The organism is Pantoea sp. X-Soil-ISGK-275, assembly GCF_059730795.1.
The window spans coordinates 672,557-698,040 of record NZ_AP035976.1; the positions used below are offsets into that span (position 1 = coordinate 672,557).

Annotated in this window: 25 protein-coding genes; 8 read left to right on the forward strand and 17 right to left on the reverse strand. The window is 56.2% G+C overall.

Annotation, left to right across the window (positions count from 1 at the left end; translation table 11 throughout):
- Positions 1-19: 19 nt before the first annotated feature.
- The gene (locus tag AC6I8A_RS03020; RefSeq protein WP_497818019.1) at positions 20-766 is read right to left on the reverse strand and encodes an SDR family NAD(P)-dependent oxidoreductase; all 747 of its coding nucleotides are present in this window, start codon (positions 764-766) and stop codon (positions 20-22) included.
- A 183-nt stretch (positions 767-949) separates the two neighbouring features.
- On the opposite strand from AC6I8A_RS03020, the gene AC6I8A_RS03025 reads away from it, so the two are divergent.
- Positions 950-1,867, forward strand: a complete 918-nt coding sequence (locus tag AC6I8A_RS03025; protein WP_265300877.1) for an AraC family transcriptional regulator — start codon at positions 950-952, stop codon at positions 1,865-1,867.
- Positions 1,868-1,870: 3 nt separating this feature from the next.
- On the opposite strand, the gene AC6I8A_RS03030 is transcribed toward AC6I8A_RS03025, so the two are convergent.
- The 3 genes from AC6I8A_RS03030 to ubiU form a co-directional block, all read right to left on the reverse strand.
- A complete protein-coding gene (locus tag AC6I8A_RS03030; protein WP_265300879.1) occupies positions 1,871-2,881 on the reverse strand; it encodes a luciferase-like monooxygenase in 1,011 nt (336 codons plus the stop codon).
- 117 nt (positions 2,882-2,998) lie between these two features.
- On the reverse strand, positions 2,999-3,883 hold the full coding sequence (locus tag AC6I8A_RS03035; RefSeq protein WP_497818020.1) for a U32 family peptidase: 885 nt from the start codon (positions 3,881-3,883) through the stop codon (positions 2,999-3,001).
- Between the two features lie 9 nt (positions 3,884-3,892).
- Positions 3,893-4,888 (reverse strand): ubiquinone anaerobic biosynthesis protein UbiU, encoded by a 996-nt coding sequence (gene ubiU / locus AC6I8A_RS03040; protein WP_479486568.1) that lies wholly within the window; start codon positions 4,886-4,888, stop codon positions 3,893-3,895.
- Positions 4,889-5,091: 203 nt separating this feature from the next.
- Here ubiU and ubiT point away from each other — a divergent pair, with 203 nt between their 5' ends.
- Complete coding sequence (gene ubiT, locus AC6I8A_RS03045) at positions 5,092-5,616, forward strand: ubiquinone anaerobic biosynthesis accessory factor UbiT (RefSeq protein ID WP_036648365.1); 525 nt, start codon at positions 5,092-5,094, stop codon at positions 5,614-5,616.
- Positions 5,610-6,116, forward strand: a complete 507-nt coding sequence (locus AC6I8A_RS03050; protein ID WP_061718238.1) for a GNAT family N-acetyltransferase — start codon at positions 5,610-5,612, stop codon at positions 6,114-6,116. The genes ubiT and AC6I8A_RS03050 overlap by 7 nt, the downstream gene beginning before the upstream one ends.
- On the opposite strand, the gene AC6I8A_RS03055 is transcribed toward AC6I8A_RS03050, so the two are convergent.
- On the reverse strand, positions 6,100-6,387 hold the full coding sequence (locus AC6I8A_RS03055) for a GIY-YIG nuclease family protein (protein ID WP_061718453.1): 288 nt from the start codon (positions 6,385-6,387) through the stop codon (positions 6,100-6,102). The two genes, AC6I8A_RS03050 and AC6I8A_RS03055, sit on opposite strands and share 17 nt — an antisense overlap.
- A gap of 80 nt (positions 6,388-6,467) precedes the next feature.
- Here AC6I8A_RS03055 and AC6I8A_RS03060 point away from each other — a divergent pair, with 80 nt between their 5' ends.
- Positions 6,468-6,893 carry a YhbP family protein gene (locus tag AC6I8A_RS03060; protein WP_265300887.1) on the forward strand — a complete coding sequence of 142 codons (426 nt, stop codon included), beginning with the start codon at positions 6,468-6,470 and terminating at the stop codon, positions 6,891-6,893.
- A 43-nt stretch (positions 6,894-6,936) separates the two neighbouring features.
- Here the strand turns inward: AC6I8A_RS03060 and AC6I8A_RS03065 are convergent.
- From AC6I8A_RS03065 to AC6I8A_RS03075, 3 genes are all read right to left on the reverse strand, one after another.
- Positions 6,937-8,300 (reverse strand): IS3 family transposase gene (locus tag AC6I8A_RS03065; RefSeq protein WP_497817907.1). Its coding sequence is split into 2 segments (ribosomal slippage): positions 6,937-7,805 and positions 7,805-8,300, totalling 1,365 coding nucleotides; the frame shifts between segments, so codons are not numbered across the junction.
- 50 nt (positions 8,301-8,350) lie between these two features.
- Positions 8,351-9,486, reverse strand: a protein-coding gene (locus tag AC6I8A_RS03070; RefSeq protein ID WP_256698600.1) for an IS3 family transposase whose coding sequence is annotated in 2 segments (ribosomal slippage) — positions 8,351-9,231 and positions 9,231-9,486 — 1,137 coding nt in all. Because the reading frame shifts where the segments join, the coding sequence is not laid out codon by codon here.
- Between the two features lie 127 nt (positions 9,487-9,613).
- Entirely contained in the window at positions 9,614-10,132 is a 519-nt protein-coding gene (locus AC6I8A_RS03075; RefSeq protein WP_256698297.1) for a type 1 glutamine amidotransferase domain-containing protein, read from the reverse strand.
- Positions 10,133-10,371: 239 nt separating this feature from the next.
- On the opposite strand from AC6I8A_RS03075, the gene AC6I8A_RS03080 reads away from it, so the two are divergent.
- A complete protein-coding gene (locus AC6I8A_RS03080) occupies positions 10,372-11,406 on the forward strand; it encodes a permease (protein ID WP_256698298.1) in 1,035 nt (344 codons plus the stop codon).
- On the opposite strand, the gene nrdG is transcribed toward AC6I8A_RS03080, so the two are convergent.
- Positions 11,299-11,865 (reverse strand): anaerobic ribonucleoside-triphosphate reductase-activating protein, encoded by a 567-nt coding sequence (gene nrdG, locus AC6I8A_RS03085; RefSeq protein WP_256698299.1) that lies wholly within the window; start codon positions 11,863-11,865, stop codon positions 11,299-11,301. The two genes, AC6I8A_RS03080 and nrdG, sit on opposite strands and share 108 nt — an antisense overlap.
- Positions 11,862-14,000 carry an anaerobic ribonucleoside-triphosphate reductase gene (gene nrdD / locus AC6I8A_RS03090; protein WP_497818021.1) on the reverse strand — a complete coding sequence of 713 codons (2,139 nt, stop codon included), beginning with the start codon at positions 13,998-14,000 and terminating at the stop codon, positions 11,862-11,864. Before nrdD ends, nrdG begins: the two co-directional genes overlap by 4 nt.
- Positions 14,001-14,268: 268 nt before the next feature.
- Here nrdD and AC6I8A_RS03095 point away from each other — a divergent pair, with 268 nt between their 5' ends.
- The gene (locus tag AC6I8A_RS03095) at positions 14,269-16,653 is read left to right on the forward strand and encodes a beta-N-acetylhexosaminidase (protein ID WP_265300893.1); all 2,385 of its coding nucleotides are present in this window, start codon (positions 14,269-14,271) and stop codon (positions 16,651-16,653) included.
- 152 nt (positions 16,654-16,805) lie between these two features.
- On the opposite strand, the gene ridA is transcribed toward AC6I8A_RS03095, so the two are convergent.
- The 4 genes from ridA to argF form a co-directional block, all read right to left on the reverse strand.
- Entirely contained in the window at positions 16,806-17,192 is a 387-nt protein-coding gene (gene ridA / locus AC6I8A_RS03100) for a 2-iminobutanoate/2-iminopropanoate deaminase (RefSeq protein ID WP_061718232.1), read from the reverse strand.
- Between the two features lie 78 nt (positions 17,193-17,270).
- The gene (gene pyrI, locus AC6I8A_RS03105; RefSeq protein ID WP_007886734.1) at positions 17,271-17,735 is read right to left on the reverse strand and encodes an aspartate carbamoyltransferase regulatory subunit; all 465 of its coding nucleotides are present in this window, start codon (positions 17,733-17,735) and stop codon (positions 17,271-17,273) included.
- Between the two features lie 11 nt (positions 17,736-17,746).
- Positions 17,747-18,682 (reverse strand): aspartate carbamoyltransferase, encoded by a 936-nt coding sequence (pyrB, locus tag AC6I8A_RS03110; RefSeq protein ID WP_008104258.1) that lies wholly within the window; start codon positions 18,680-18,682, stop codon positions 17,747-17,749.
- A gap of 243 nt (positions 18,683-18,925) precedes the next feature.
- Entirely contained in the window at positions 18,926-19,933 is a 1,008-nt protein-coding gene (argF, locus tag AC6I8A_RS03115) for an ornithine carbamoyltransferase (protein WP_497818022.1), read from the reverse strand.
- Between the two features lie 162 nt (positions 19,934-20,095).
- Between argF and rraB the strand changes: the two genes are divergently transcribed.
- Both rraB and miaE read left to right on the forward strand, forming a co-directional pair.
- On the forward strand, positions 20,096-20,518 hold the full coding sequence (rraB, locus tag AC6I8A_RS03120; protein WP_008104254.1) for a ribonuclease E inhibitor RraB: 423 nt from the start codon (positions 20,096-20,098) through the stop codon (positions 20,516-20,518).
- Between the two features lie 59 nt (positions 20,519-20,577).
- The gene (miaE, locus tag AC6I8A_RS03125; RefSeq protein ID WP_256698303.1) at positions 20,578-21,339 is read left to right on the forward strand and encodes a tRNA isopentenyl-2-thiomethyl-A-37 hydroxylase MiaE; all 762 of its coding nucleotides are present in this window, start codon (positions 20,578-20,580) and stop codon (positions 21,337-21,339) included.
- A 161-nt stretch (positions 21,340-21,500) separates the two neighbouring features.
- Here the strand turns inward: miaE and AC6I8A_RS03130 are convergent, their stop codons facing one another.
- From AC6I8A_RS03130 to AC6I8A_RS03140, 3 genes are all read right to left on the reverse strand, one after another.
- Positions 21,501-22,004 carry a GNAT family N-acetyltransferase gene (locus AC6I8A_RS03130; RefSeq protein WP_497818931.1) on the reverse strand — a complete coding sequence of 168 codons (504 nt, stop codon included), beginning with the start codon at positions 22,002-22,004 and terminating at the stop codon, positions 21,501-21,503.
- A gap of 66 nt (positions 22,005-22,070) precedes the next feature.
- The gene (locus AC6I8A_RS03135; protein ID WP_497818023.1) at positions 22,071-24,926 is read right to left on the reverse strand and encodes a valine--tRNA ligase; all 2,856 of its coding nucleotides are present in this window, start codon (positions 24,924-24,926) and stop codon (positions 22,071-22,073) included.
- A gap of 2 nt (positions 24,927-24,928) precedes the next feature.
- Positions 24,929-25,390, reverse strand: coding sequence for a DNA polymerase III subunit chi (locus AC6I8A_RS03140; protein WP_008104246.1), 462 nt, complete (start codon positions 25,388-25,390; stop codon positions 24,929-24,931).
- Positions 25,391-25,484 lie beyond the last annotated feature (94 nt).

Sequence of the window (25,484 nt, forward strand, 5' to 3'; positions counted from 1 at the left end):
TGCCTGTGGAAAGTAAAGTTTACACGCCGCCGGCAATCAGCACGCGTTCACCACTAACATATGCCGCCTCTTCCGATGCCAGAAACAGCGCGACTTGCGCCACATCTTCCGGCAAGCCAAAGCGTCCAAGTGGGGTAGCGGCAATCAGCTGTGCTTTCAACTCCGGATGCATCTTCTTCACCGCCAGCAAACCTTCGGTCAAAATAATGCCGGGTGCTAACGCATTGACGCGAATATTGCGTGGCCCAAGCTCGCGTGCGAGGCCTTGCGTTAAGGTATCGATCGCGCCTTTAGTTGCCGCCCACAGCACCGAACCGGGCGTGCTGCGTTGGCTATTTAAGGCGCTTAGATTGATGATGGAACCGCCGCGTGCGGGGAAATGTTTTGCCGCCTGCTGACACACCAGCAAGGTGCCCAGCAGATTCACATTCAGCTGCTGCTGCATTTCGCTGATGCTAAGGTCGGCAAAGTCACCGTGGTGAAAAATGCCGGCGTTATTCACTACAATATCGGGTACGCCAAACTGCTCAATGCTGCTAGCGAACAGGCGCTGCACATCGGCCTCGCGTGAGATATCAGCCTGGACGGCAATGGCGTCGCTACCCAGCGCCTGGATGTCGGTCACCACATCCGCCGCACCCACTTCGTCCTGAAGATAATTCACCACCACCCGAGCACCGGCCGCCGCGAAAGTCATGGCGATAGCGGCACCAATGCCTTTCGAAGCGCCCGTCACCAGCGCAATTTTGCCTTCAAGTGTTTTCATCGTGTCTCTCCACCTGAGATTTCGGGGAAGATAAAGCATGCGCTGTCCATACAATCGGGCGGTAGCGCAATCCTGCAAGCTTCTTGCACGATCCTGCAAATCTGCTGCTCAAGGACTAGGCGCAAAGCCAGCGACAAGCGAGAATATCAACTCAGTGATTTCTTATCGCGGAGCGCAGAACGCATGATTCATCAGGAACAATGGCAGCAGTTGGTGGCAATCATTGCCCGCCACGCGCCGCAGGATGGTCGTCACTATTGCCCAATCGATTTTCTCTCTTTCGGCCGCAGCTCTCAGCCCACCAGTTTGGCGCATGTGGCGACCTGGGCCAGTTTTGCCCTGATCGCGCAGGGGCAAAAAGCGCTGCGCATGGGCGATGAAGTGATGCATTACGGGCCGGGCGATTTACTGCTGGTGACGCTCGATATGCCGGTGCAATCCTGCGTGGTCATGGCGACGCCAGAGAAGCCGAATCTCGGCGTGGGCATCACCATCAACGAAACGCGTCTGATGCGTTATCTGGAACACTTTCCACACCATCATCTCGGCAGCACGGCGGTTAGCGAGCGCGGTATCGCCGTGCATAAAGTTGCGCCGCCGTTGGTGGATGCAGTGATGCGTTTGGTGGCGTTGCTGGATCATCCGCAGGACATTGCCGCGCTGGCACCGTTAATTGAGCAGGAGATTTTCTATCGTCTGCTGACCGGGCCAGAAGGACCGCGCATTCTCAACATGGCGTTGACGGAGCGGCCAGGCAACAAAGTGGCGCGTGCCGCACGCTGGCTACGGGAAAACTTTCACCATCCATTGAAAATGGATCATCTGGCGAGCAGCGTGGGAATGAGTATTTCGTCGCTGCATCATCACTTTAAAGCGGTAACGGCGATGACGCCGATGCAGTATCAAAAGCAGCTACGGCTCAACGAAGCGCGGCGTTTGATGTTGATTGAGAAGCTGGATGCCGGAACGGCGGGTTATCGGGTGGGTTATCAAAGTGCTTCGCAGTTCAGTCGCGAATACAGCCGTTTTCACGGCCAGTCACCGGCGCGTGACGCGCGAACCATTGCGGTGGGTGCAGAGTGGGTGAACCCACCGCAATGAGGTTTACAGCGTGCGTGCCGCTTCCATTGCCAGCGCGAAGGAGCGCAGACGCGCCTGCGAATCGTAAATCTGGCCGTTAACCATAATTTCATCCGCCTGGGTTTCACGCATCAACGCGGCGAGGCCGCTGCGCACTTTATCGCTATCGCCGACAATCGACATGCTCAGCGCCTGCTGCACGCCATATTGCTCGGACGGTGACCACAGATTATCCATGTTCTCCACCGGCGCGGGCAGCGGACCCGGTTTGCCGCGACGCAGATTAATAAACTGCTGCTGCATCGAGGTGAACAGGAAGCGCGCATCACGCTCGCTGTCGGCCGCCACCACGTTGACGCACACCATCGCATACGGCTTCGCCAGACGCGCCGAAGGTTTGAATTTCTCACGGTAAATATGCAGCGCCTGGAACAGCAGATCGGGCGCGAAATGCGAGGCAAACGCAAACGGCAAACCAAGCTGTGCGGCCAATTGCGCGCTATACAAACTGGAACCGAGCAGCCACACCGGAATTTTCAATCCTAAACCCGGTACCGGTTGAACTGGCGGATGTTCACCCTCTTCGGCGTCAAACCAGCGAATCAGTTCAGAAACATCTTCCGGGAAGCTATCTGCCTGGGCGCTGGAAAGATGACGGCGCAACGCCAGCATGGTGCGTTGGTCCGAACCGGGCGCGCGGCCCAGTCCCAAATCGATACGGCCAGGATAGAGTGATTCGAGGGTACCAAACTGTTCGGCGATCACCAGCGGCGCATGGTTGGGCAGCATGATACCGCCTGAGCCGAGGCGCAGCGTTTCGGTATTGGCGGCTAAATAGCCGATCAGTACTGCGGTCGCGGCGCTGGCAATCCCCGTCATATTATGGTGTTCAGCCAGCCAGTAGCGGTGGAAACCTAGCGCTTCAGATTGACGGGCCAGCGCCAGCGAATTATGGAACGCATCGCGTGCAGCGGAACCTTGTGGAATAGGCGCCAGATCCAACACGGACAGGCGAACAGTTTTTTTCTCAGACATGGGCACTCCAAATAGGGATGGCGCAGGTGTTTAGTCGGACCTGCGCTTGTGAGTATTACTCATCGTTACCCATATTAAAACTGCTAATAACCGCAGGAATATAGCCGGAATGTGCCTTTACCGCTCGCCTTCAAGCGCCATCCCGGCCAGGCGACGCCAATATCCGTTGCAGTCGCTGCCGCGCGCCATCATCAGCGGGGCCTGACCGGCTTCGTTGGCGCGGAAGCGATCCACTTCGGCGAGCGTGCTTTCGCCCTGTGGCGACAGACGCACAATGTCGATCCAGTTATGCATGCCGCTCAAATCATTGCCGAGGTTGTAGCAATAGCCGCTCATGGTCTGAATACCATTGAGGACAAACACCTGCTGGCCTTCCTGTGAAAGCACGCGGCGGCCAGTGGGATAATTGATGCAGCAGGTTTGGCAATCATCTTTGCCACGATTCTCGGCGCGTGCGGTAAAGCAGCGCGCTGACAACGCCAGCGGCAGATGGCCATAACCAAGCACTTCCACCTCAAATTGCTGGCGCACACCCGCCGCATCGCACTGTTGCAGCAACTGAATCAGCCAGTCGCGGGACATCTCCACTGGAATGCACCAGCGCGTCATGCCTTCTTGCAGTAACAGTTGCAGCGTTTGCGCGTTATACACGTTGAGGGTTGGTCCGGCGACAAACGGCAATTTGCGCTCTGCTACCATGTTCACGGTGCCGATGTCATTGGCTTCCAGCAGAAACTCACCGTTCTCGACATAGCGTCGCAGCTCCTTAACTTCCGAGGGTGACTGCAGCAGTGCCAGCGTACTCAGCACCACTTGCTTACCTTGCAGCGCCAGCATGCGCGCAATCTCCATCCATTGATTAAACGACGTCGCGCGTCTCTTGCTGCACACCGCTTCGCCGAGATAGATGATTTCGGCACTGCTCTCGGCGGCGCGTTGATAAAAGGTTTCCAGCGTTTCTGTTGGCCAGTACCACAGCACCGGCCCGATGGCGTATTTCATGCGATCTCCTTATTGCCAGTCGCGGTGATAAGCACCGAGCGTGGTTTGGCTGCCTTCTGATAACTCGCCCAGCGCCTGCATCCAGGGGGCCTGCACGACATACTGCTCAGGCGATGCCATGCAGCGATCGATGGCCTGACGCCACACTTTTGCCACCTGCGCCACATACGCCGGGCTGCGCTGACGGCCTTCAATTTTCACCGAGGCAATGTTGGCGCGCAGCAGTTCAGGCAGCAGCGACAAGGTGTTCAGGCTGGTGGGTTCTTCCAGTACATGATAGCGCTGGTTATCCACTTCATAACGGCCCTTGCACAATGTGGGATAGCCCGCACTCTCGTCGGGCGCGTAGCGATCAATCAGCACTTCATTCAGGCGTGATTCCATGCCCTTGGGCGTCTGTTGCCAGCGGACAAATTTCGCTGGCGAGCATGCGCCTGCGCTGTTAGGCGACTCGCCGGTCAGCCAGGATGAGAGATAGCAGCGGCCTTCGGCCATAATGCACAGACTACCGAAGGCGAACACTTCCAGCGGCACCGGCGTTTCTCGCGCCAGCTGTTTGACCTGATGCATCGAGAGCACGCGCGGCAGCACAACGCGGCTAAGTTGAAAGTGACGATGATAAAAATGAATGGCCTGCAGATTGGTGGCGGAGGCTTGTACCGAAAGATGACGCTCAACCTGCGGGTAGCGCTTGGCCGCGTACTCCAGCGTGGCAATATCCGCCAGAATCAGCGCATCCGCGCCGTTCTGAGCGGCAACATCAATCGCGCTTTGCCAGCGATTCATCCCATCAGGATGGGCGAAGGTGTTGATGGCCACATGCAGTTTGCGGCGATGCTGATGCAGATAGCGCGCGGCTTCAGCCAGTTTCTTATCGGTAAAATTGAGGCCAGCAAAGTGGCGGGCATTGGTATCGTCTTTCAGGCCGACATACACCGCATCAGCACCATGCTCCACCGCCGATTTCAGCGCAGGCAAATTCCCCGCCGGACACAGCAGTTCCATAGATTTTCCTCCCCGGATTCTGAAGCCGAAGAGTGTAAATAACTGACCGGACAGCAATGTTGATTTAAGGCAGTGAAAGCGGCATTGATGATCGGGAGTGAAGCTTTTTCGTCCAGACAGGTGGCGATTTCCTTGATCTCAGTGGAGGCGACGTCGGTCAGATGTGGCAAAATAGATGAAATTTTCTGAAGGGAATATCGATAATGTTTGCGCGCTTACGCGGTCTGATTGTGGAAAAAGGCCCAGAATTCCTTGCTTTACCCGTTTCCATTACCCCTTTCCCGCTAAAAAAAGCTATTCTGCAACAACTCCTAAACTGGCAATTTCGTCATGCTTTGTCCGAAGGTGAGTTAGACTTTCTGGAAGGGCGTTATCTGGGGATCGAGGTTGCCGATGTGAATCTGCGCTGGATCACCACCCTGCAAGCAGGGCGCCTGACCGTTTCGCGCGACACCGAGGCTGATGTCTGGTTTCGTGGTGAAGCCAACGATCTGTTGCTGGTGGCAGCACGCAAAGCGGATCCCGATATGTTGTTCTTTCAACGCCGTTTGGTGATTGAAGGTGACACGGAGCTGGGACTTGAGGTGAAAAACCTAATGGATGCCATTGAACTGGATGCCATGCCCACGCCATTACGCACGGGATTGCAGCAGCTCGCTGCTTTTATTGAGGCAGGAATGAAACAGGACGCGAAGGCCGCTGAGGCGCGCGCGGGGATCTCATGTTGATTCGTACTGAAATTGGCGTTGATGCAGCAGGCATCGATAGCCTGTTAAAGCGCAGTTTTGCTACCGCTGCCGAAGCGGAACTGATACAGCAACTGCGCGAAGATGGCTTGCTGACTCTTGGTGTCGTTGCCACGGATGATGAAGGTCAGGTGCTGGGTTATGCCGCTTTCAGTCCGGTGACCCTGCAAGGAGAAGACCGCAACTGGGTAGCGTTGGCGCCGCTCGCCGTGGATGAATCGGTGCGCAAACAGGGCCTTGCTAAACAGCTGGTGTATGAAGGATTGGATTCACTTAATGAGTTCAGCTACAGCGCCGTGGTGGTGTTGGGCGATCCTGAGTTCTACAATCCACTCGGCTTTGAACCGGCGGCACGTCATGGTTTGCACTGTCGTTGGTTAGGCAGCGAAGCGGCCTTTCAGGTGTACAAACTGGCAGACGATGCGTTCGTCGGTGCAGAAGGGCTGATCGAATTCGCCGAACCGTTTAATCGTTTCGACTAAACCAGGCTACTAAGCAGGGCGGCTGCTGCGCAACCAGCAGCAGCTTTTGCGCGCGGCTAAGCTGCTTCACCTGATACTCAAGGCGTGACGCGGCAGCGCGATCGCCGGCATCGCAATGAAACACCAGCGTTAAGGGGCCTTTGCCACGCAGCGAACGCGCGCCGCGTCCTAGCTGATGCTGTTGCAGGCGACGATTAACATCGGTGGTGATGCCGGTATACAGCATGCCTGCGGCGGTTTGTAGCAGATAGAGCTGCCAGCCTTGTTCCATCATACTCATCTCGAAAATTAGCTGGCAGGCAGTGTAGCGCGCTTCAGGCCGCATCGCTATTCGCCGCACGGAGTCCGATTTTGTCCGACCATGCTCATCTGATTCGTTATTTAAAAAAACAGCATGTGCTGTCGTTATCTGCCAGCCACGGCGACGATCTGTGGTGCGCCAACTGCTTCTATGTGTTTGATGCCGCAAACATGGCGTTCTGGCTGATGACCGAGCCGGATACGCGCCATGGCGCATTAATCCAGGCAAATCCTCACGTGGCGGGCACGGTAAATGGCCAGCCGAAAAGCGTGTTGTTGATCAAAGGCGTGCAGTATCGCGGCGTAATCCAGCTGTTAAATGGAGAGCGGGAAACGCTGGCGCGTCACGCCTATCAGAAGCGTTTTCCGGTGGCGAAGAAAGTCACTGCGCCGCTGTGGGAAATCGTGCTCGACGAAGTGAAGATGACCGACAATGCGCTGGGCTTTGGCAAGAAGATTGTCTGGAGCCGGCCGTAGGGTCGCCATTTATGAACTGAACCCCATAACCTGGACCGTTTAGTTAAAGCGCTGCGTAATGCTGAGTCCTGTACGCTACCGGACTCAGCCCACCCAGCCCCATTTTTATCCGCTTAGTATTCCAGAAGTGGATATAGTCTCCGATGTCCTTCTCCAGCTCCTCTACGTCACGGTATTTCTTCAGGTAAAACATTTCCGACTTCAGATGACCGAAGAAGTTTTCCATCACCGCGTTGTCCAGGCAGTTTCCTCTGCGCGACATGCTCTGTTTTATCCCGTTTTCCGCCAGGCGCCGCTGATACTCCGGCATCTGATACTGCCAGCCCTGATCGCTGTGAAGAAGCGGACGCTGCTCGCCCGTCAGATGCTGTAAGGCTCTGCTCAGCATACCGTTTATCATCGGCATCAGCGGCTTACGCGCCGTTTCCCAGCCCACGATTTCGCCGTTATACAGGTCCAGAACCGGGGACAGGTAGCATTTTTCACCCGCAACGCTGAACTCCGTTACGTCCGTTACCCACTTCTCGTTCGGTGCCTGTGCCCGGAAGTTGCGCTGCAGCACGTTGCCGGCTGTCCGCCCCTCGGGCCCGCGACAGGACCGGTATCTCTTCTTTCTTACCGGCGACTGCAGACCCAGCGCCGACATCAGCTTCAGCACGGTTTTCCCGCTCAGCGCCCAGCCGTGCTGCCTGAGCAGGCAGCCCATGCGCCGGTAGCCATAAACACTGCGATGCTCCTCTGACAGCCTGACGATAAGCGCCTTCACCTCTGCGTACTTATCCGCTGCCTGCTGGCGGGCAAGCTGATAAAAAAAAGTGCTTTTTGGCAGCCGCGATACGCTCAGCAGCACCGGCAGGCGATGCCGCGTGCGCAGCAGCGTCACGGCTGCGGCTTTTTCTCCCGCTCCCGGCGCTTTTTTTCCAGGATAATCTCCTGCATGACCTTCAGATAGTCGTTTTCGGCACGCAGGTATTCGAGCTCCTTAAGCAGCTCTTCCGGCGTCATTGACCCGACTGGTTTTGGTGATTTTTCTTTGCCTGACATTGGTGTTCTCCGCGTGCTGTTTTCGGGCGGGAAAGCATAGTGACCTTTAAGGCTGTACTGGCGGACCCAGGATTCAACCGTTTTGTGTGAGCTGATATTAAAACGCGCCGCAACCGCAGCGTATGACTCACCGGTATGAGCCAGAGCATAATGCGCCACCTGGACCCTGAAGTCAGAAGAATAACGCCGGTGCCCGCGGGGAAGCAAAGCCTGCTCACCGTGATGCTGATAGCGCGCAACCCAGCGGCGGAGGTTAGTAGGGGCAATGCTGAAGTGCTTAGCCGTTCCATCAATACCGGCATGGCCGCTAAGAAAATAGTGAATGGCCGAGAGTTTAAATTCGATGGGATATTTTGTTGTCATAGAGCTGCACCTTCATGGAGTGACCCCATTCCCGTAGACATTCGCTGTCCTCACGACGAGGCCTTTTCGAAGGCCTCTGGACTGACGCCTCCCAGGTGGCTGTGGCGTCGGGTCCGGTTGTAGAACACTTCGATATAATCAAAGATATCAGCCCGGGCCATGTCCCGGGTTCTATAGATCCGCTTTCTGATGCGCTCTTTTTTTAGCGAACTGAAGAAGGATTCTGCCACTGCATTATCCCAGCAGTTGCCGCGCCGGCTCATGCTGGGTGACAGGTTATTAGCCTGGCAGAACCGTCGCCAGTCATCGCTGCCATACTGGCTTCCCTGGTCGCTGTGTACGATAACGGTTTCCTCAGGCCTTCGTCGCCAGACGGCCATCAGAAGAGCATCCAGCGCCAGTTCGCGCGACAGTGAGGGTTTCATTGACCAGCCCACCACATTGCGGGCAAACAGGTCTATGACCACGGCCAGATACAGCCAGCCCTGCCAGGTCCGTATGTAGGTAATATCCGTTACCCAGACCTGGTTCGGTTTAACGACTGTGAACTCCCGCTGTACCCGGTTAGGCGCGATGACTGACGGACGTCCCCGTGCTCCTCGCGGGATTTTATAGCCATGTACGGCCTTGATTCTGTTCTGCCGCATAATTTTCGCTACCCTGTTTTTACTGCATACCTCCCCGATTTCTCGCAGGTCACTGTGGACCCGCCGGTATCCATAAACGCCGCCACTCAGGGTATAAGAGTCGCGGATAAGCGTCAGCAGCCGCTGATTATCCTGCTCTCCAGTTGATACCGGGCAGTGGAGCCAGACGTAAAAACCGGAACGGGCAACCTTCAGAACCCGACACATCAGTGTGATCGACCAGACCTGACGGTGATCGTTGATGAAGCGGTACTTTAGTCGGGCTCCCTTGCAAAGTACCGCGCCGCCTTTTTCAGGATATCCCGCTCCTCCTCAGTTCGCTTGAGTTGCGCTTTCAACCGGAGGATCTCCGTCCGGGCATCCAGCAGATCCTGCGCCTGGTGCCCGCTGGCATCAGGTTTTATAGAGCGGATCCATTTATAAAGGCTGTGTTGCGAGACGCCCAGGCGTTCAGATACGTCGGCGACGGAATAGCCCCGCTCGGTGATCTGGCGGACTGCTTCTTCTTTAAACTCAGGGGTAAATCGTGGTGTGCCCATAGACTCCTCCTATGCTCAAAATATAGGGCAGATTTGTCTATGGGCTCGGGGTCACTCCATCAATGTCAGATTATGGTCCAACATTTGGGGTGCAGTTCATTTATGGCGACCTCAATGCGGGAAAAGATCAGGCCGCGTTCAAAATCCGCAGCGATTCGCGATTAAACGCGGGCAGGTCTTCAGGCGTGCGGCTGGTGACTAACTTGTCATCAACCACCACTTCTTTATCGTAAAAATCCGCACCCGCATTACGCAGATCGATAGCGATGGCTTTTACGCTGGTCATTTTGCGGTCGCGCACGCCATTCGCGCTGATCAGCAACTGTGGGCCGTGGCAAATGGCAAACACCGGCTTGCCGCTGGCGACAAACTCTTTAGTGAAGTTGATGAAGCGATCGTCACCGCGCAGAGCATCGGGAGAGTGTCCGCCGGGCAGCAGCAGCGCATCGAACTCGGCTGCATTCACATCATCAATAGACTTGTCGATGTTGACTTCAGCTTTACCCTGTTTACCTTTGACGATGTTTCCGGCCTTAAACTCGATGGTAACCACTTCGTGGCCTGCCTGAGTGTAAGCCTCCGCCGGTGAGGTAAACTCTGAGTCTTCAAATTCATCGGTAATCAGTACCGCTATTTTCTTGCTCATCTTTTTTCCTCCTTGTTGATCACGAACCTTATGTTCGTTGCACTTCTAACCCAACAAGCCTGGTAGCCATGTCGCAAAACGCAAGCCAGTCGGCAATTCTCACGGGAGGTAAATTTCCGTCCCGGATCAAGTTTAGGCGATTTCCACATGGCGGAATGAAATGACCTGAATAACACTAAGGCCTATCCGCCGCGTATCTCAACGCGGCATCGTTATTCAGTTGAATACGGAATTTTGTGATGACCCAACTCTCTTCTCACTTCCCAGCGACACGCTTCGCCTGGTGGAAACCGCTGCTGTTCCTCGCCGTGGTGGTAATCGGTCTGTGGTATGTCAAATGGCAGCCTTATTACGGCAAAGCCTTTACTGCCGCCGAAACGCACTCAATAGGTAAATCAATTTTGGCCAATGCGGCGGACTCACCGTGGCGCGCAGCGCTCGATTACGCCATGGTCTATTTCCTCGCCGTGTGGAAAGCGGCGGTGCTCGGCGTGATCCTCGGATCGCTGGTGCAGGTGCTGATTCCACGCGCCTGGCTGCTGCGTCTGATGGGCAGCTCGCGCTTTGGCTCGACGCTAATGGGCACTGGATTAGGTTTGCCAGGCATGATGTGCAGCTGCTGTGCCGCGCCGGTGACCGCTGGCTTGCGTCAGTCGCAGGTTTCCAGCGGCGCGGCAATGGCGTTTTGGCTGGCGAATCCGCTGCTCAATCCTGCCACGCTGATTTTTATGGGTTTTGTGCTCAGCTGGAATTTTGCGGCGATTCGGCTGGTGGCGGGTTTAATGATGGTATTGGGCATCGCGTGGCTGGTGCAGCGTAGTGTGCCGGATCAGACCGTTGCCGCGCCCATTATCCCGGCACGCGATGAGCAACCGTTTCTGACGCGCTGGCTGTGGGTAATGTGGCGGCTGTTCTGCAACACCATTCCGTTGTATATCATCGCGGTATTGTTGCTCGGTGCCGCCCGCGTTTGGCTATTCCCGCACGCGGATGGCGCGGTGGGCAACACGCTGTTTTGGGTGATGTTGATGGCGATTGCTGGCTGCCTGTTTGTGATTCCCACCGCGGCGGAAATCCCGATTGTGCAGACCATGATGCTGGCGGGCATGGGCGTTGCACCCGCGCTGGCGTTGTTAGTCACGCTGCCCGCCGTGAGTGTGCCGTCGTTATTGATGTTGCATCGCGCCTTTCCCGCACGGGCGCTGTGGATCGCGCTGATCGGCGTGGCAGGCAGCGGCATGCTGCTCGGCGTGCTCGCCTTGTGGCTGGCGTAGCCACCAAATCTTCTGATTGCGGCTGCCGCGCCACAGCAGCCGCGCATCTTTTTCCGCTTCGATAAAACGCCCGTCAATCAGCACATCAATTTCATCCACCACTTCGCGCTGCGCCGCACTGAGTTCCGCCATTTCGTAGCCGGTCCACAGCCAGATATCCTTATCCGGACATTCACGTCGCACGCGTTTCACCAGGCGACGCACATGCGGCACGTTATGCGGATGCAGCGGATCGCCGCCGCTCAGCGACAAGCCCTGACGCGGAATGCGCCGATCGTTAAGATCGGCGATCAGCTGCTCTTCCATCTCCAGCGTAAAAGGTACGCCGGAATCCAGGCGCCACGTGCTTTGGTTATAGCAGCCGCGACACTGATGTTCGCAGCCCGCGACAAACAGTGTGCAGCGCGTGCCGGGCCCGTTAACGATATCAACCGGATAATAGCCGTGGATGCGCATCATCCCAGCTTTCCTGTCTCCAGATGTTTAACGCGCCGCTGCACTTCTTGCTGTTTACCGGCGTTAAACGGACGCGCATCCGGGCTGCCGAGATAGCCGCACACGCGGCGCGTCACCGACACGCGCGCTGGATCGTGATTACCGCAGCATGGGCAGGTGAACCCTTTGCTGGTGCAACTGAACTCGCCGCTAAAGCCGCATTCGTAGCACTCATCAATCGGCGTGTTGGTGCCGTAATAGGGCACGCGGTGATAGCTGTAATCCCAGACGTCTTCCAGCGCTTTGAGGTTGTGCTGGATGTTGGGATATTCGCCGTAACAGATGAATCCGCCGTTAGCGATGGCGGGATAGGGCGCTTCAAAGTCGATCTTGTCGTAGGGATTGACCTTCTTCTCAACGTCGAGATGGAAGCTGTTGGTGTAATACCCTTTATCGGTCACGCCCGCCACCACGCCAAATTCGGCGGCATCGAGGCGACAGAAGCGGTCGCACAAATTCTCGCTCGGCGTGCTGTACAAGCTGAAGCCGTAGCCGGTTTCCGCTTTCCAGGCATCCACCGCGTTACGCAGATGGGTAACAATCGCCACACCTTTTGCCCGCAAGTATTCGGCGTCATACGGATGTAATTCGTTGCCGCTCAGCGCATTCAGCGTCTCATGCAGGCCGATATAGCCAAGGGAAATCGAGGCGCGGCCGTTGCGGAAAATGGTGCCCACTTCGTCATCCGCTTTTAGCCGCACGCCACAGGCACCTTCCATATACAGAATCGGCGCCACGCGCGCTTTGGTTTTTTCCAGCCGGGCGATACGCGTCATTAAGGCCCGTTTCGCCAGCGCCAGACGTTCATCCAGCAAGCGCCAGAACTGCGCTTCATCGCCTTTGGCTTGCAGCGCGATACGCGGCAGATTGAGGCTGATGACGCCGATATTGTTGCGGCCTTCGTGAATCTGCTCGCCGTTCTCCTCGTAGACGCCAAGGAAACTGCGGCAGCCCATCGGCGTTTTAAACGAACCGGTCACTTCCACCACTTTTTCGTAGTTGAGGATATCCGGATACATGCGCTTGCTGGCACACTCTAGCGCCAGCTGTTTGATATCGTAGTTAATTTCTCCAGGCCGACGATTCACGCCTTCACGGATAGCAAACACCAGTTTCGGGAACACCGCCGTTTTATGATTTTTACCCAGTCCGGCAATGCGGTTACGCAGAATGGATTGCTGGATCAGGCGCGCCGCCCAGTCGGTGCCGAGGCCAAAGCCAAAGGTGACAAACGGCGTCTGGCCATTGGCGGTGTGCAGCGTGTTCACTTCATACTCCAGCGACTGAAACGCGTCGTAGCACTCTTTCTCGGTGCGCACGCGCGCATAGGCTTCGGCATCGGGAATTTGCCACTCTTGCGCTACCGCGCGGTGTTTCTCCAGGCTGAGCGTGACGAACGGTGCCAGCACTTCATCAATGCGGTTGATGGTGGTGCCGCCATAAATGTGGCTGGCGACCTGCGCGATGATCTGCGCGGTGACCGCTGTGGCGGTGGCGATCGATTTGGGCGGCTCAATCTCGGCATTGCCCATCTTGAAACCGTTGGTCAGCATGCCGTGTAGATCGATCAGCATGCAGTTAAACATCGGGAAGAACGGGGAATAGTCGAGATCGTGATAGTGGATGTCGCCGCGCTCATGCGCCAGCACCACATCGCGTGGCAACAGTTGCTGCTGAGCGTAATGTTTGGCGACGATGCCGGCCAGCAGGTCACGTTGGGTTGGGATCACTTTGCTGTCTTTATTGGCGTTTTCATTGAGCAGCGCCGCGTTGGTTTGCTCCACTAAACCGCGAATGGCGTGATGCAGTTTACCGCGTTGCTCGCGTGCTAAATCGCGGTCATGGCGATATTCGATATAGGCGCGTGCCAGCTGCGGCCAGCGTCCGCTCATCAGCGTCTCTTCCACCGCGCACTGAATATCACGAATATCCACTTCGGCCTGTTCAGCCAGCTGCTGGCTAACCTGCGCCGCCACTTGCGCGCACCATGCCGTATCATCGATTTGTGCCGCACGCGCGGCCGCGCTTACTGCTGCCTCGATCCGCTGCGCATCAAACGGCACTCTGCAGCCGTCACGCTTAATCACCACCGTCGCCATTTCTTCTCCATGAAACTATATGTAGATAATTTTAAGGAGTGTAATCGCTATATATGGTGTTTACGCGCAAATTAATCGCAGGCGGTTTGACCTACAGCAAGGAAGCCACAACCAAGATTGAAAGCCGCGCAATGGTTAATCTGGCTAAACTACAAAAGTTTTAACCTGCCTTGATTTCAGTTTACGGCCACTTGCTTTGCAAAGCGAAACAGGTTTAATGGGCCTTTTGCCCATTTTGGTCCGCTGTTTCATTTACAAGGATGCCCAGATGCTATTGCAGAGAACCTTGCTTGCCTGTTGTTTATCCATGACTTTTTCCACCTTCGCCGCGCCCGCCGGGGATTTACCGCTGATGCCGTGGCCACAAAGCGTGGTGCAACCAAGCGGCGGCGGGGCGTATGCGTTAACGCCGCAGCTCACCTTGCATATCTCGGGCGATCATCTGGAAGGTGCTGAATCGCGCTGGCGTGCACGCATTGCGCGGCAAACCGGCTGGCCGCTGCTGCCAGCTAGCGCATCCAGCGATCATCCCAGCATTCAGGTGCAAATCGCGCAGGCGGTTGATCCGATCCCGCAGCCGGACAGCGACGAAAGTTATCATCTGCTGGTTAACAGCGACGGCGTATTACTGAAAGCCAACACGCGCTTTGGTGCGATGCGCGGCATGGAAACCGTGCTACAGCTGATTGAAAACACGGAAAAAGGCACCGAAATTCCCTACGTCACCATTGACGATAAACCGCGCTTTCCGTGGCGCGGTGTGCTGATTGATTCGGCGCGCCATTTCCTGCCGATTGAAACCGTGAAGCGGCAAATCGACGGCATCGCGGCCGCGCGCATGAACGTGTTTCACTGGCACTTAACTGACGATCAAGGTTGGCGTTTTGCCTCCAGCCACTATCCGCAGCTGCAAGAGAAAGCCAGCGACGGTCTGTACTACACGCAGCAGCAGATGCGCGATGTGGTGCGCTATGCCACGCAGCGCGGCGTGCGCGTGGTACCGGAAATCGATCTGCCAGGCCATGCCTCGGCGATCGCGGTGGCGATGCCGGAATTAATGAGCGCGCCGGGCCCGTATCAGATGGAGCGCGGCTGGGGTGTATTTAAGCCGCTGCTCGATCCCAGCAACGACGCGGTGTTCCGCTTTATCGACACCTTAATGGGCGAAGTCACGGCGATCTTCCCCGATCCCTACATTCACATCGGCGGCGATGAGGTCGATCCAACTCAGTGGAATGATTCCACGCGTATTCAGCAATTTATGCGCGACCACGGCCTGAAAGATTCGCATGCGCTGCAAGCCTGGTTTAACCAGCGCGTTGAGAAAATCCTCGAAGCGCATCAGCGCCGCATGATCGGTTGGGATGAGGTTTACCATCCTGATCTGCCAAAAAGCATTCTGATTCAATCGTGGCAAGGACAGGATGCGTTGGGTACCGTGGCGAAAAACGACTTCCGTGGCATTCTCTCCACCGGTTTCTATCTCGATCAGCCGCAAACCGCCGCCTATCACTATCGCAATGAACCCTGGCCGCAAGGGCTTAACGGTGCGGATCAGGTGCAAGCCGGTGAGCAGACGCAGAGCTGGCAATTCACCATGCCGCGTCTGAAAGGCAGCGCGCTGAAAGGCAGCTTTACGCTGGTTGAAGGGAAAAACGGCTGGCGCGGCTTTATCGATTTCAGCGGCAAAGCACGTCGCATGGTCAGCGATATCCGCTGGCTGTCGCCAACGCAGCTGACCTTCAGCGTCGATACGTGGATGGGGCCGTTCCAGCCGATGGTGACGCTGACGCAAGACAAGCTGACCGGTTATATGCTGGTGGGCAACGTGCGTTATCCCACGGAAGGCAGCAAACTGGCACAAGTGCCAGCTGGTATTGCGCCATCGCTGCCGACGCCGCAACAGCTGCAAAACAACCTGATTGGCGGTGAAGCGGCGCTGTGGGCGGAGAACGTAAATAGCCGGGTGATTGATACACGCCTGTGGCCGCGCGCCTTTGTGGTGGCTGAGCGGTTATGGTCGGCGAAGGATGTCACCGACAGCGATAACATGTATCAACGCCTGAGCGCGGTGGATCGCTGGGGCACCATTTCTGTCGGTCTGCAGCAGCATCAGCAGGCTGAAGTGCAGATGATGCGACTGGCGAACAGCAGCGACATCACGCCGCTGCGCATATTGGCCGAAGTGCTGGAACCGGCGCAGTACTACACGCGCCAGCATCTGAAATTCCAGGCAGGGCATTACGACTATTTTGAACCGCTCAATCGTTTGGCGGATGTGCTACCTGCCGAGAGCAACGCGGTGCGTTTGCTGGATAAGCAGGTTGATCGCGTGATCGCCAATCGCGCCGATCATGCGGCGGCGCATGCTATTCGTCAGCAACTGCAGCGCTGGCAGAACAACAGCGATGCGGTGATGCCACTGATTCTGGGTAGCTATCAGCTCAAGCCGCTACAGCAGCAGGTGCAGCAAGTGGCGGAACTGAGTCGGATGGGGCTGGATTTGGTCAACGCGCTGGAGCGTAATCAGGCGTATGGCGCAGGCGAAGTGGCGCAGATGCATACGCAATTGGATGCGGCAGCGCAGGTGCAAGATGAAACGGTGCTGGCGCTGGTGCGACCGCTGGAGAAGTTGTTGCGATCGTTTAAATAGGTATTGTGCTGGCTGTCCCCCTCCTCGGTCCTCCCCCATAAATGGGGGAGGAAGATGCTGCCACATGTCAGTGTGGGAGCTGCATGTGGCAGCATCTCCTTCCCCCGCTTGCGGGGGAAGGCCGGGATGGGGGACAGCCAGCACCAACCAAATCAACGACGAACCGCAATCGCCTCGATCTCAATCTTCACATCTTTCGGCAGACGCGCCACTTCCACGCAAGAACGCGCAGGGAAGCTGGCGTTATGCTCGGTGAAGAACGCTTCGTAAGTTGCGTTCACCGTGGCGAAGTCATTCAGATCCTTCACAAACACGGTAGTTTTCACGATATCGCCCACTTTCAGGCCTGCGGCTTCGACAATCGCCTTCACATTTTCCAGTGACTGACGTGCCTGCGCAGAAACATCGTCGGCAACGGCGCCAGTGGCGGGATCAACCGGGATCTGGCCTGACGTGATGATCATACTGCCGAGATCCACGCCCTGCACGTAAGGGCCAATCGCTGCGGGTGCGTTTGAAGTACTGATTTCGCGAGACATTATTTCTCCTTGAAAGTGCGCGGCCGACCGATGTCCGCCGCGAAATGAATCGTCCCATTATAGGGACGACGCAGGCGATTACCAGTGACCGAGCACCACGTGGCGCGCGAACTCTTTCTCGCAATATTTGCATTTCAGATGAACATCATCTTCGCGCTTTTTCACCGCAAAGCTGGTGAACACCGGCTCGTTGCGGCTGATGCAGTTGCTGTTCGGACAGGTCAGCACGCGGTCAATACGATCTGGCAAGGTGGGGGCGATCTTCGCGACCACTTCGTATTCGTCAATGCGGTTCACAGTCGCGAGCGGCGCATACACCGCCAGCTGATTGATCTGATCGTCGGTCAGAAAAGTGTTTTCGATTTTGATCAGATCTTTGCGGCCCATCTCGCCCGACGGCAAGTTGAGGCCGATGGTGATGCGCTGATCGGTTTCGGTCAAACGAAACAGCGACAGTAACTTAAAGCCGACCTGCGCCGGGATATGGTCAATCACCGTGCCGCGTTTAATCGCTTCAACCTGCAATTTATTATCGTGTGTCATCGCTTTGCTCCTTACAGTGCCAGTTCGCGATTCAGTACCAGCGCCAGCAGTGCCTGGCGAGCGAAGATGCCATTTCCAGCCTGCTGAAAATACCAGGCGTGCGGCGTGCTATCCACGTCGGTGGTTATCTCGTCGATACGCGGCAGCGGATGCAGCACTTTCATGTTGTCGCGCGCACCGGCTAAATCGGCGGCGCGCAGGATGAACTGCGCTTTGACGTTGGCGTATTCCGACGGATCGAGGCGCTCTTTCTGCACGCGCGTCATATACAGAATGTCGAGTTCAGGCATCACTTCTTCGATGGTGTCGTGGCGCGACCAGGCAATGTTCTGCTCATCCAGCATATCGGTGATATACGACGGCATCGCCAGCGCATCCGGCGCGATAAAGAAGAAGCGGTTGCCATCAAACTTCGCCAGCGCCTGCGTCAGTGAATGCACGGTGCGGCCATATTTCAGATCGCCGACCATCGCCACATTCAGGTTATCGAGGCGATTTTGCGTTTCGCGGATGGTGAAGAGATCGAGCAGCGTTTGCGTCGGATGCTGGTTGGCACCGTCACCGGCGTTGAGAATCGGAATGCCGCCGGAGAATTCCGTCGCCAGACGCGCCGCGCCTTCCTGCGGATGACGCATCACGATGGCATCGACGTAAGTACCAATCACCGAAATGGTATCGGCGAGGGTTTCGCCTTTCTTGCCGAGCGAGGTATTGCTGCCATCGGCGAAGCCCACCACCGATGCGCCGAGACGATGCATCGCGGTTTCAAAAGACAAGCGCGTGCGCGTTGAAGCCTCAAAGAAGCAGCTGGCGATCACGTTGTGTTTCAGCAACTCCGGCTGGGGATTGGCTTTCAACTGGGCGGCGGTGTGCAGCACCAGCTCCAGCTCGTCGCGGTTGAGATCGTTGATGGAAATAATGTGCTTGCGATATAGCGGGTTGGCCATAGCGTTCTCCTCTGCGCTGCCGGATTGCGGACAAAAAAAAGCCCCTGCTTAAGGGGCTTTTTTTACGATCGATTGATGACGGAAAGAAACAGATGCGCCGCCCGCTGTCAGGCGTCGTTGAGCGTCAAATTGTGCGCTGCGCTGTTGCATGTTTCCTCCGGCAAATTGGGCCGCATTATACGCATTCACTGATTTGCATCAAGCAAATATCGTGCGCGAGGTAAACGTTTGCGGCGCGACCAATCATAGCTTGCCGAGTGTCGCCACCATCACCGCTTTAATGGTGTGCATGCGGTTTTCAGCCTGATCGAACACGATGCTGTGCGCCGATTCAAACACCTCATTACTCACTTCCATGCCATCCTGCAAACCGTACTGCTCGGCCATTTGCCGGCCCAGCGTGGTTTTGTCGTCATGGAAGGCCGGCAAGCAGTGCAGGAACTTCACCTGCGGGTTGCCGGTCAGTGCCAGCATCGCGCTGTTCACCTGATAAGGACGCAGCAGGGCGATGCGCTCTTCCCACACCGATTTGGCTTCGCCCATCGACACCCACACATCCGTGTAAATGAAGTCGGCACCTTGCACGCCTTCGGCGATCTCTTCGGTCAGGGTGATTTTGCCACCGGTTTGCTGCGCGACCACGCGGCATTGATCCACCAGTTCCGCTTCTGGCCAGCAGCCTTTTGGTGCCACCAAACGCAGATCCAGGCCGACCAGCGCAGCGGCTTCCAGCATGCTGTTGCCCATGTTGTTGCGCGCATCGCCGACGTAAACCAGCGTCATTGCATTCAGCGATTTGCCTGGCAGATGTTCCTGCATTGTCAGCAGATCGGCCAGCAGCTGCGTGGGATGGAATTCAGTCGTCAGGCCGTTCCACACCGGCACGCCAGCGAATTCCGCTAAGGTTTCAACCAGTTCCTGGCCGTAGCCGCGATATTGAATACCGTCATACATGCGTCCCAACACGCGCGCGGTGTCCTTCATCGACTCTTTATGGCCGATTTGGCTGCCACTTGGACCGAGATAGGTAACGTTAGCGCCCTGATCGTAAGCGGCAACTTCGAAAGAGCATCGGGTACGAGTCGAGTCTTTTTCGAAGATGAGCGCGATGTTTTTGCCTTTCAGGTATTGCGTTTCGCTGGCATTTTTCTTTGCGTGTTTTAATTCACCTGCCAGGCTCAGCAGAGAATCGATTTCGGCTGGGGTGAAATCCAGCAATCTCAGGAAATGTCTTTGATGTAGCTGACTCATACAGCGCTCCGGGTGCCCACATTAAAATGAATTAAAATTCAATCTAACCGTATGAATATGCATTTTCAACCCCAGCGTTAAGAAACTTGTTGTTTTGTGTAGTGGCGCGCGAGGCAGTGTGGGAAAATAATGGTATTCAGCCGAATATTTGAGGACACACCCATGGCATATGAAGCATTGCTGGAAGAACAGCGCGAAGAGACGCGACTGATCATTGAAGAGCTGCTGGAAGACGGCAGCGATCCAGATGCGCTTTACACTATTGAGCATCATCTCTCCTGCAACAACTTCGACTCGCTGGAGAAGGTCGCGGTTGATGCCTTCAAACTGGGCTACGAAGTGAGCGAGCCAGAAGAGCTGGAGCTGGAAGACGGTACCACCGTGATGTGTGTGGATATCCTGAGCGAAGGCGCGTTGAAGCCTGAGTTGATTGATGCGCAGGTTGAGCAACTGGTTAATCTGGCAGGCAGCTACAACGTCGATTACGACGGTTGGGGCACCTACTTTGAAGATCCTGATGCTGAAGATGAAGACGACGATGGCGAGTTCATCGACGATGAAGAAGATAACGGTGTGCGTCACTAAGCATTAATGGGCGGCGCTCGCCGCCCTGAAACGTTTCCCCGTAACACAAAAGACTGCCCATGAATTACGCTCCGCTATTAGAACCAATCTATCAATTCCTGCATTGCCGCACGCCACAAGCGTGGATTGATGAAGCGCGCAAGCCGGAAAATCTGACGTTGTTGCTCACCGATCACATGGTTTGCGAATTGAAGGCCGCGCAAACGGCGGTGTTTATCATCCGTAAATACGTGGCGGATAAGCCGAGTGGTGATGCCATTCTGGCGTGGCTCAAGCCGTATGAAGATTTTATCTACCGCGACGAGCAGGACGGTAACTTCATCAATGCCCACAAGAATCTGACCAAAAGTATTATCGTGCGCAACGAACTGCCGTGGGCCGACGATCTGGTGGAGATGATGGTGCTGCTGGTGAAAGAGGAGCTGCATCACTTCTATCAGGTGTGGGAAATCATGCAGTCGCGCGGTTTGCCGTATCGCAAAATCACCGCCAGCCGCTATGCCAAAGGGTTGATTCGCGAAATTCGCACTTACGAGCCGGAAGCGCTGGTGGATAAGCTGATTTGCGGGGCGTACATCGAAGCGCGTTCCTGCGAGCGTTTCGCCAGCCTGGCGCCGTATCTGGATGAGCAGCTGGAGAAGTTCTATATTTCGCTGCTGCGCTCAGAAGCGCGTCACTATCAGGATTACCTGAAGCTGGCGCAGCAGATTTCGCCGAAGGACATTGCGCCGCGGGTGCAGGTTTTTGGTGAAACAGAAGCGCGCTTAATCAGTGAGCCGGATGGCGAGTTACGCTTTCATAGTGGGGTGCCGGCGGTTTAGGTTTGTGCGCGCTGTCCCCCTCCTCGGTCCTCCCCCATAAATGGGGGAGGAAGATGCTGCCACATGCCAGTGATGAAGCTGCATGTGGCAGCATCTCCTTCCCCCGCTTGCGGGGGAAGGCCGGGATGGGGGCAGCGAGCACATCACAGCCAGCAATCAAATCATAACACCTTCAGCATCCGCACTTCACAATCCACATGCCCGGTACAACCCATCGCGCTATCAATCAGCTCAAACCCCAATGACTCATACAACTTAATCGCACGCGTCAAACTGCCGGTGGTTTCCAGATAGCAGCGCTGAAAACCCCGTTGACGGGCAAATTCCATGGCGCGCAGCGCCAAATCGCGCGCCAACCCTAAGCCGCGCACCTGCGGCAGGAAATACATCTTCTGCAGCTCGCAGATATCCGGCGCGCTGCAGGCCAGTGGAGCAACGCCGCCGCCGCCCACCACCACACCGTCATGTTCCACAATCCAGTAGGCGCTGTTGGCTTCGCTGTAGAGTTCGAACAGGCGATCGAGATGGGGATCGGACACGGTGTAGCCTTTGTCCGGCGTCAGGCCAAATTCAGCTGACACATCACGGATCACCTGTGCGATCAGCGCGTTATCGGCAGCGGTAATGGGGCGCACCTTTAAATTGATGGAGGCGTCGGTGGTCATCATTATCTTCCGGTATAAAAAAGCCGGGCAGTGCCCGGCTTCGATGAAGCAGTTGGACTGAAGCGCTTACAATGCCGCAATCACGCCCTGCTGTTCAAACAGTTTTGCTTTTGATTGCTCAAGCTCAGCCACGCGCTCACGCTCTTTCGCGACAACCGCTTCCGGCGCACGTGACACAAAGCCTTCGTTCGCCAGCTTGGTCTGGATCTTCTCAATTTCGACATCAAGTTTCACCAGCTCTTTCGCCAGACGCTCCAGCTCGGCTTCTTTGTTGACCAGATCCGCCATCGGGATCAGCAACTCAGCGCCTTCAACAATCTTGGTGACCGAAACCGGGCCTTTCTCGCCCGCAGGCAGAATGGTCAGACTTTCCAGACGCGCCAGACGCGACAGGAAGGTGCGGTTCTCTTCTACGCGACGCTGAGCGGCGGCAGAGCAGTCACGCAGCAGCACGTCGAGCGGCTTGCTTGGTGCGATGTTCATCTCAGCACGGATATTACGCACCGCGACGATCGCCTGCTTCATCCACTCGATATCGGCCTGCGCCTCGGCATCCTCTTTCGCCGTGTCATACTGCGGGAACGGTTGCAGCATGATGGTATCGTGGTCGATGTTTTTCAGGCCTTTCACACGCTGCCAGATGGTTTCGGTGATGTAAGGAATGATTGGATGCGCCAGACGCAGCAGCGCTTCCAGCACGGTGACCAGCGTATTACGCGTACCGCGCAGTTCCGCTTCGCTATCGCTGGTCATCACCGGCTTGGTCAGCTCCAGATACCAGTCACAGAACTGGTTCCAGGTGAAGTCGTACAGAATGTTGGCCGCGATATCAAAGCGATAGCTATCCAGCGCTTCGCGATAAGCTTTCACGCTGCGGTTGAATTCGCTCAGGATCCAGCGATCCGCCAGCGACAGCTTCATTTCGCCGCCGTTTTGGCCGCAATCCTGCTCTTCGGTATTCATCAGCACGAAGCGGCTGGCGTTCCACAGCTTGTTACAGAAGTTGCGGTAACCTTCGAGGCGCTTCATATCCCAGTTGATATCACGACCGGTAGACGCCAGCGCGGCGAGGGTAAAGCGCAGCGCATCGGTACCTGAAGGCACGATGCCGTCCGGGAATTGCTTCTCGGTACGTTTGCGGATTTTCTCAGCCAGCTGCGGCTGCATCATGTTGCCGGTACGCTTCTCCAGCAGATCTTCCAGCGAAATACCGTCAATCATATCCAGCGGATCGATGACGTTGCCTTTCGACTTGGACATCTTCTGGCCTTCTTCATCACGGATCAAACCGGTCATGTAGACGGTTTTGAACGGCACTTGTGGCTTGCCGTTTTCATCTTTAATGAAGTGCATGGTCAGCATGATCATGCGCGCAATCCAGAAGAAGATGATGTCGAAGCCGCTCACCAACACGCTGGTTGGATGGAAGGTACGCAGCGCTTCGGTGTTCTCTGGCCAGCCCAGCGTCGAGAAGGTCCAAAGACCGGACGAGAACCAGGTGTCCAGCACGTCGTCGTCCTGGCGCAGCGCCACGTCGGCGGCCAGATTGTTTTCCTGACGTACTTCATCTTCGGTGCGGCCAACGTAGACGTTGCCGTCGTTGTCGTACCATGCTGGGATGCGATGTCCCCACCACAGCTGACGTGAAATACACCAATCCTGAATGTCGCGCATCCATGAGAAGTACATATTTTCGTACTGCTTCGGCACAAACTGGATGTCGCCGTTTTCTACCGCTTCAACGGCGACTTTCGCCAGCGGTGCGGTGCGTACATACCATTGGTCGGTCAGCATTGGCTCGATCACCACGCCGCCGCGATCGCCGTAAGGCACGGTAAGGTCGTGCGGTTTGATCTCTTCCAGCAGGCCGATCTCATCAACGGCAGCCACAATCGCTTTACGCGCGGCGAAACGCTCCATCTTCTGGAACTGTGCCGGGATGTCGTCGGCGCACTCGTCGCTGACTTCGCCATTGGTGTCGAACACTTCCGCGCGCTCGCGGATATCGCCATCAAAGGTCAGAATGTTGATCATCGGCAGCTTATGACGACGACCCACTTCGTAGTCGTTGAAGTCATGCGCTGGGGTGATCTTCACGCAGCCGGTGCCTTTTTCCATATCAGCGTGTTCATCGCCAACGATCGGAATGCGACGGTTCACCAGCGGCAGGATCAGCTCTTTGCCGATCAGATCTTTATAGCGCGGATCTTCCGGGTTAACTGCCACGCCAGTATCGCCCAGCAGGGTTTCCGGACGCGTGGTCGCCACCACCAGATAATCTTTGCCTTCCGCGGTTTTCACGCCGTCAGCCAGCGGATAGCGGATGTGCCACATCGAGCCTTTGCTCTCGCGGTTTTCCACTTCCAAATCGGAGATGGCGGTACGCAGTTTTGGATCCCAGTTCACCAGGCGCTTGCCACGGTAAATCAGGTTCTCTTTGTACAGGCGGACAAACACTTCGCGCACTGCGTTGGACAGACCTTCATCCATGGTGAAGCGCTCGCGCTCCCAGTCAACCGAGTTGCCGAGACGACGCATCTGGCGCGTAATGGTGCCGCCAGATTCCGCTTTCCACTGCCAGATTTTGTCGATGAACGCATCGCGGCCGTAATCCTGGCGCGTTTTGCCCTCTTCAGCGGCGATTTTACGTTCTACCACCATCTGCGTGGCGATACCGGCGTGATCGGTACCGGCCTGCCACAAGGTATTTTTACCCTGCATGCGCTGGTAGCGAATCATGGTATCCATGATGGTCTGCTGGAAAGCGTGACCCATATGCAAGCTGCCGGTGACGTTCGGCGGCGGGATCATGATGCAAAAGCTTTCCTGGCTGGTATCGCCATTCGGTTTAAAGTAGCCCTGCTGTTCCCAGTGCTCGTAGAGCGGCTGCTCGATATCTTGCGGGTTATATGTCTTTTCCATTTCTACACTGTCGTTTGCGGCGAGGGTGGCGTCGCCGTATTCAATTGGAAACCAACGCTGCGATAGGCTTTATAGCGATCGCGCGCCAGTTGTTTTAGGGATTCTTCATAAGGAACGAAGTCTATCACTTCATGGAAACCAGTAGCAAAATCTGCGAACTGTGGCAGAAGGCTGATCAGCAGATCGCGCGGTGAACTGCCGCGACGCTGCGGCCAGGCCAGCTCAACCGGTGCGCCGTAGCGCGGGCCTTCACCGGCCAGGTTGTGCGGCACAAAGGCGTTGGCCGGGAGCTGCCAGAGCGCTTCATCCAGCCGATTGGCTTGTTCTTCGTTTTCGCAGGCAATCAGGATGCGTTTGCCGTCACGCCAGCGTGTTTCGGCAAGAGAGCAAACTAAAGCCTCGATGGCGGTTAAGCCGTCGCTGGCGCTCTCAGACTCCATCACATAGAAAGTGGCGTTTTTCATGGGATCCTTTGGATGAGAAGGGGGGGCTGGGTGCTTGCTGTCCCCCACCTCGGTCCTCCCCCACAAGTGGGGGAGGAAGATGCTGCCCTATGTT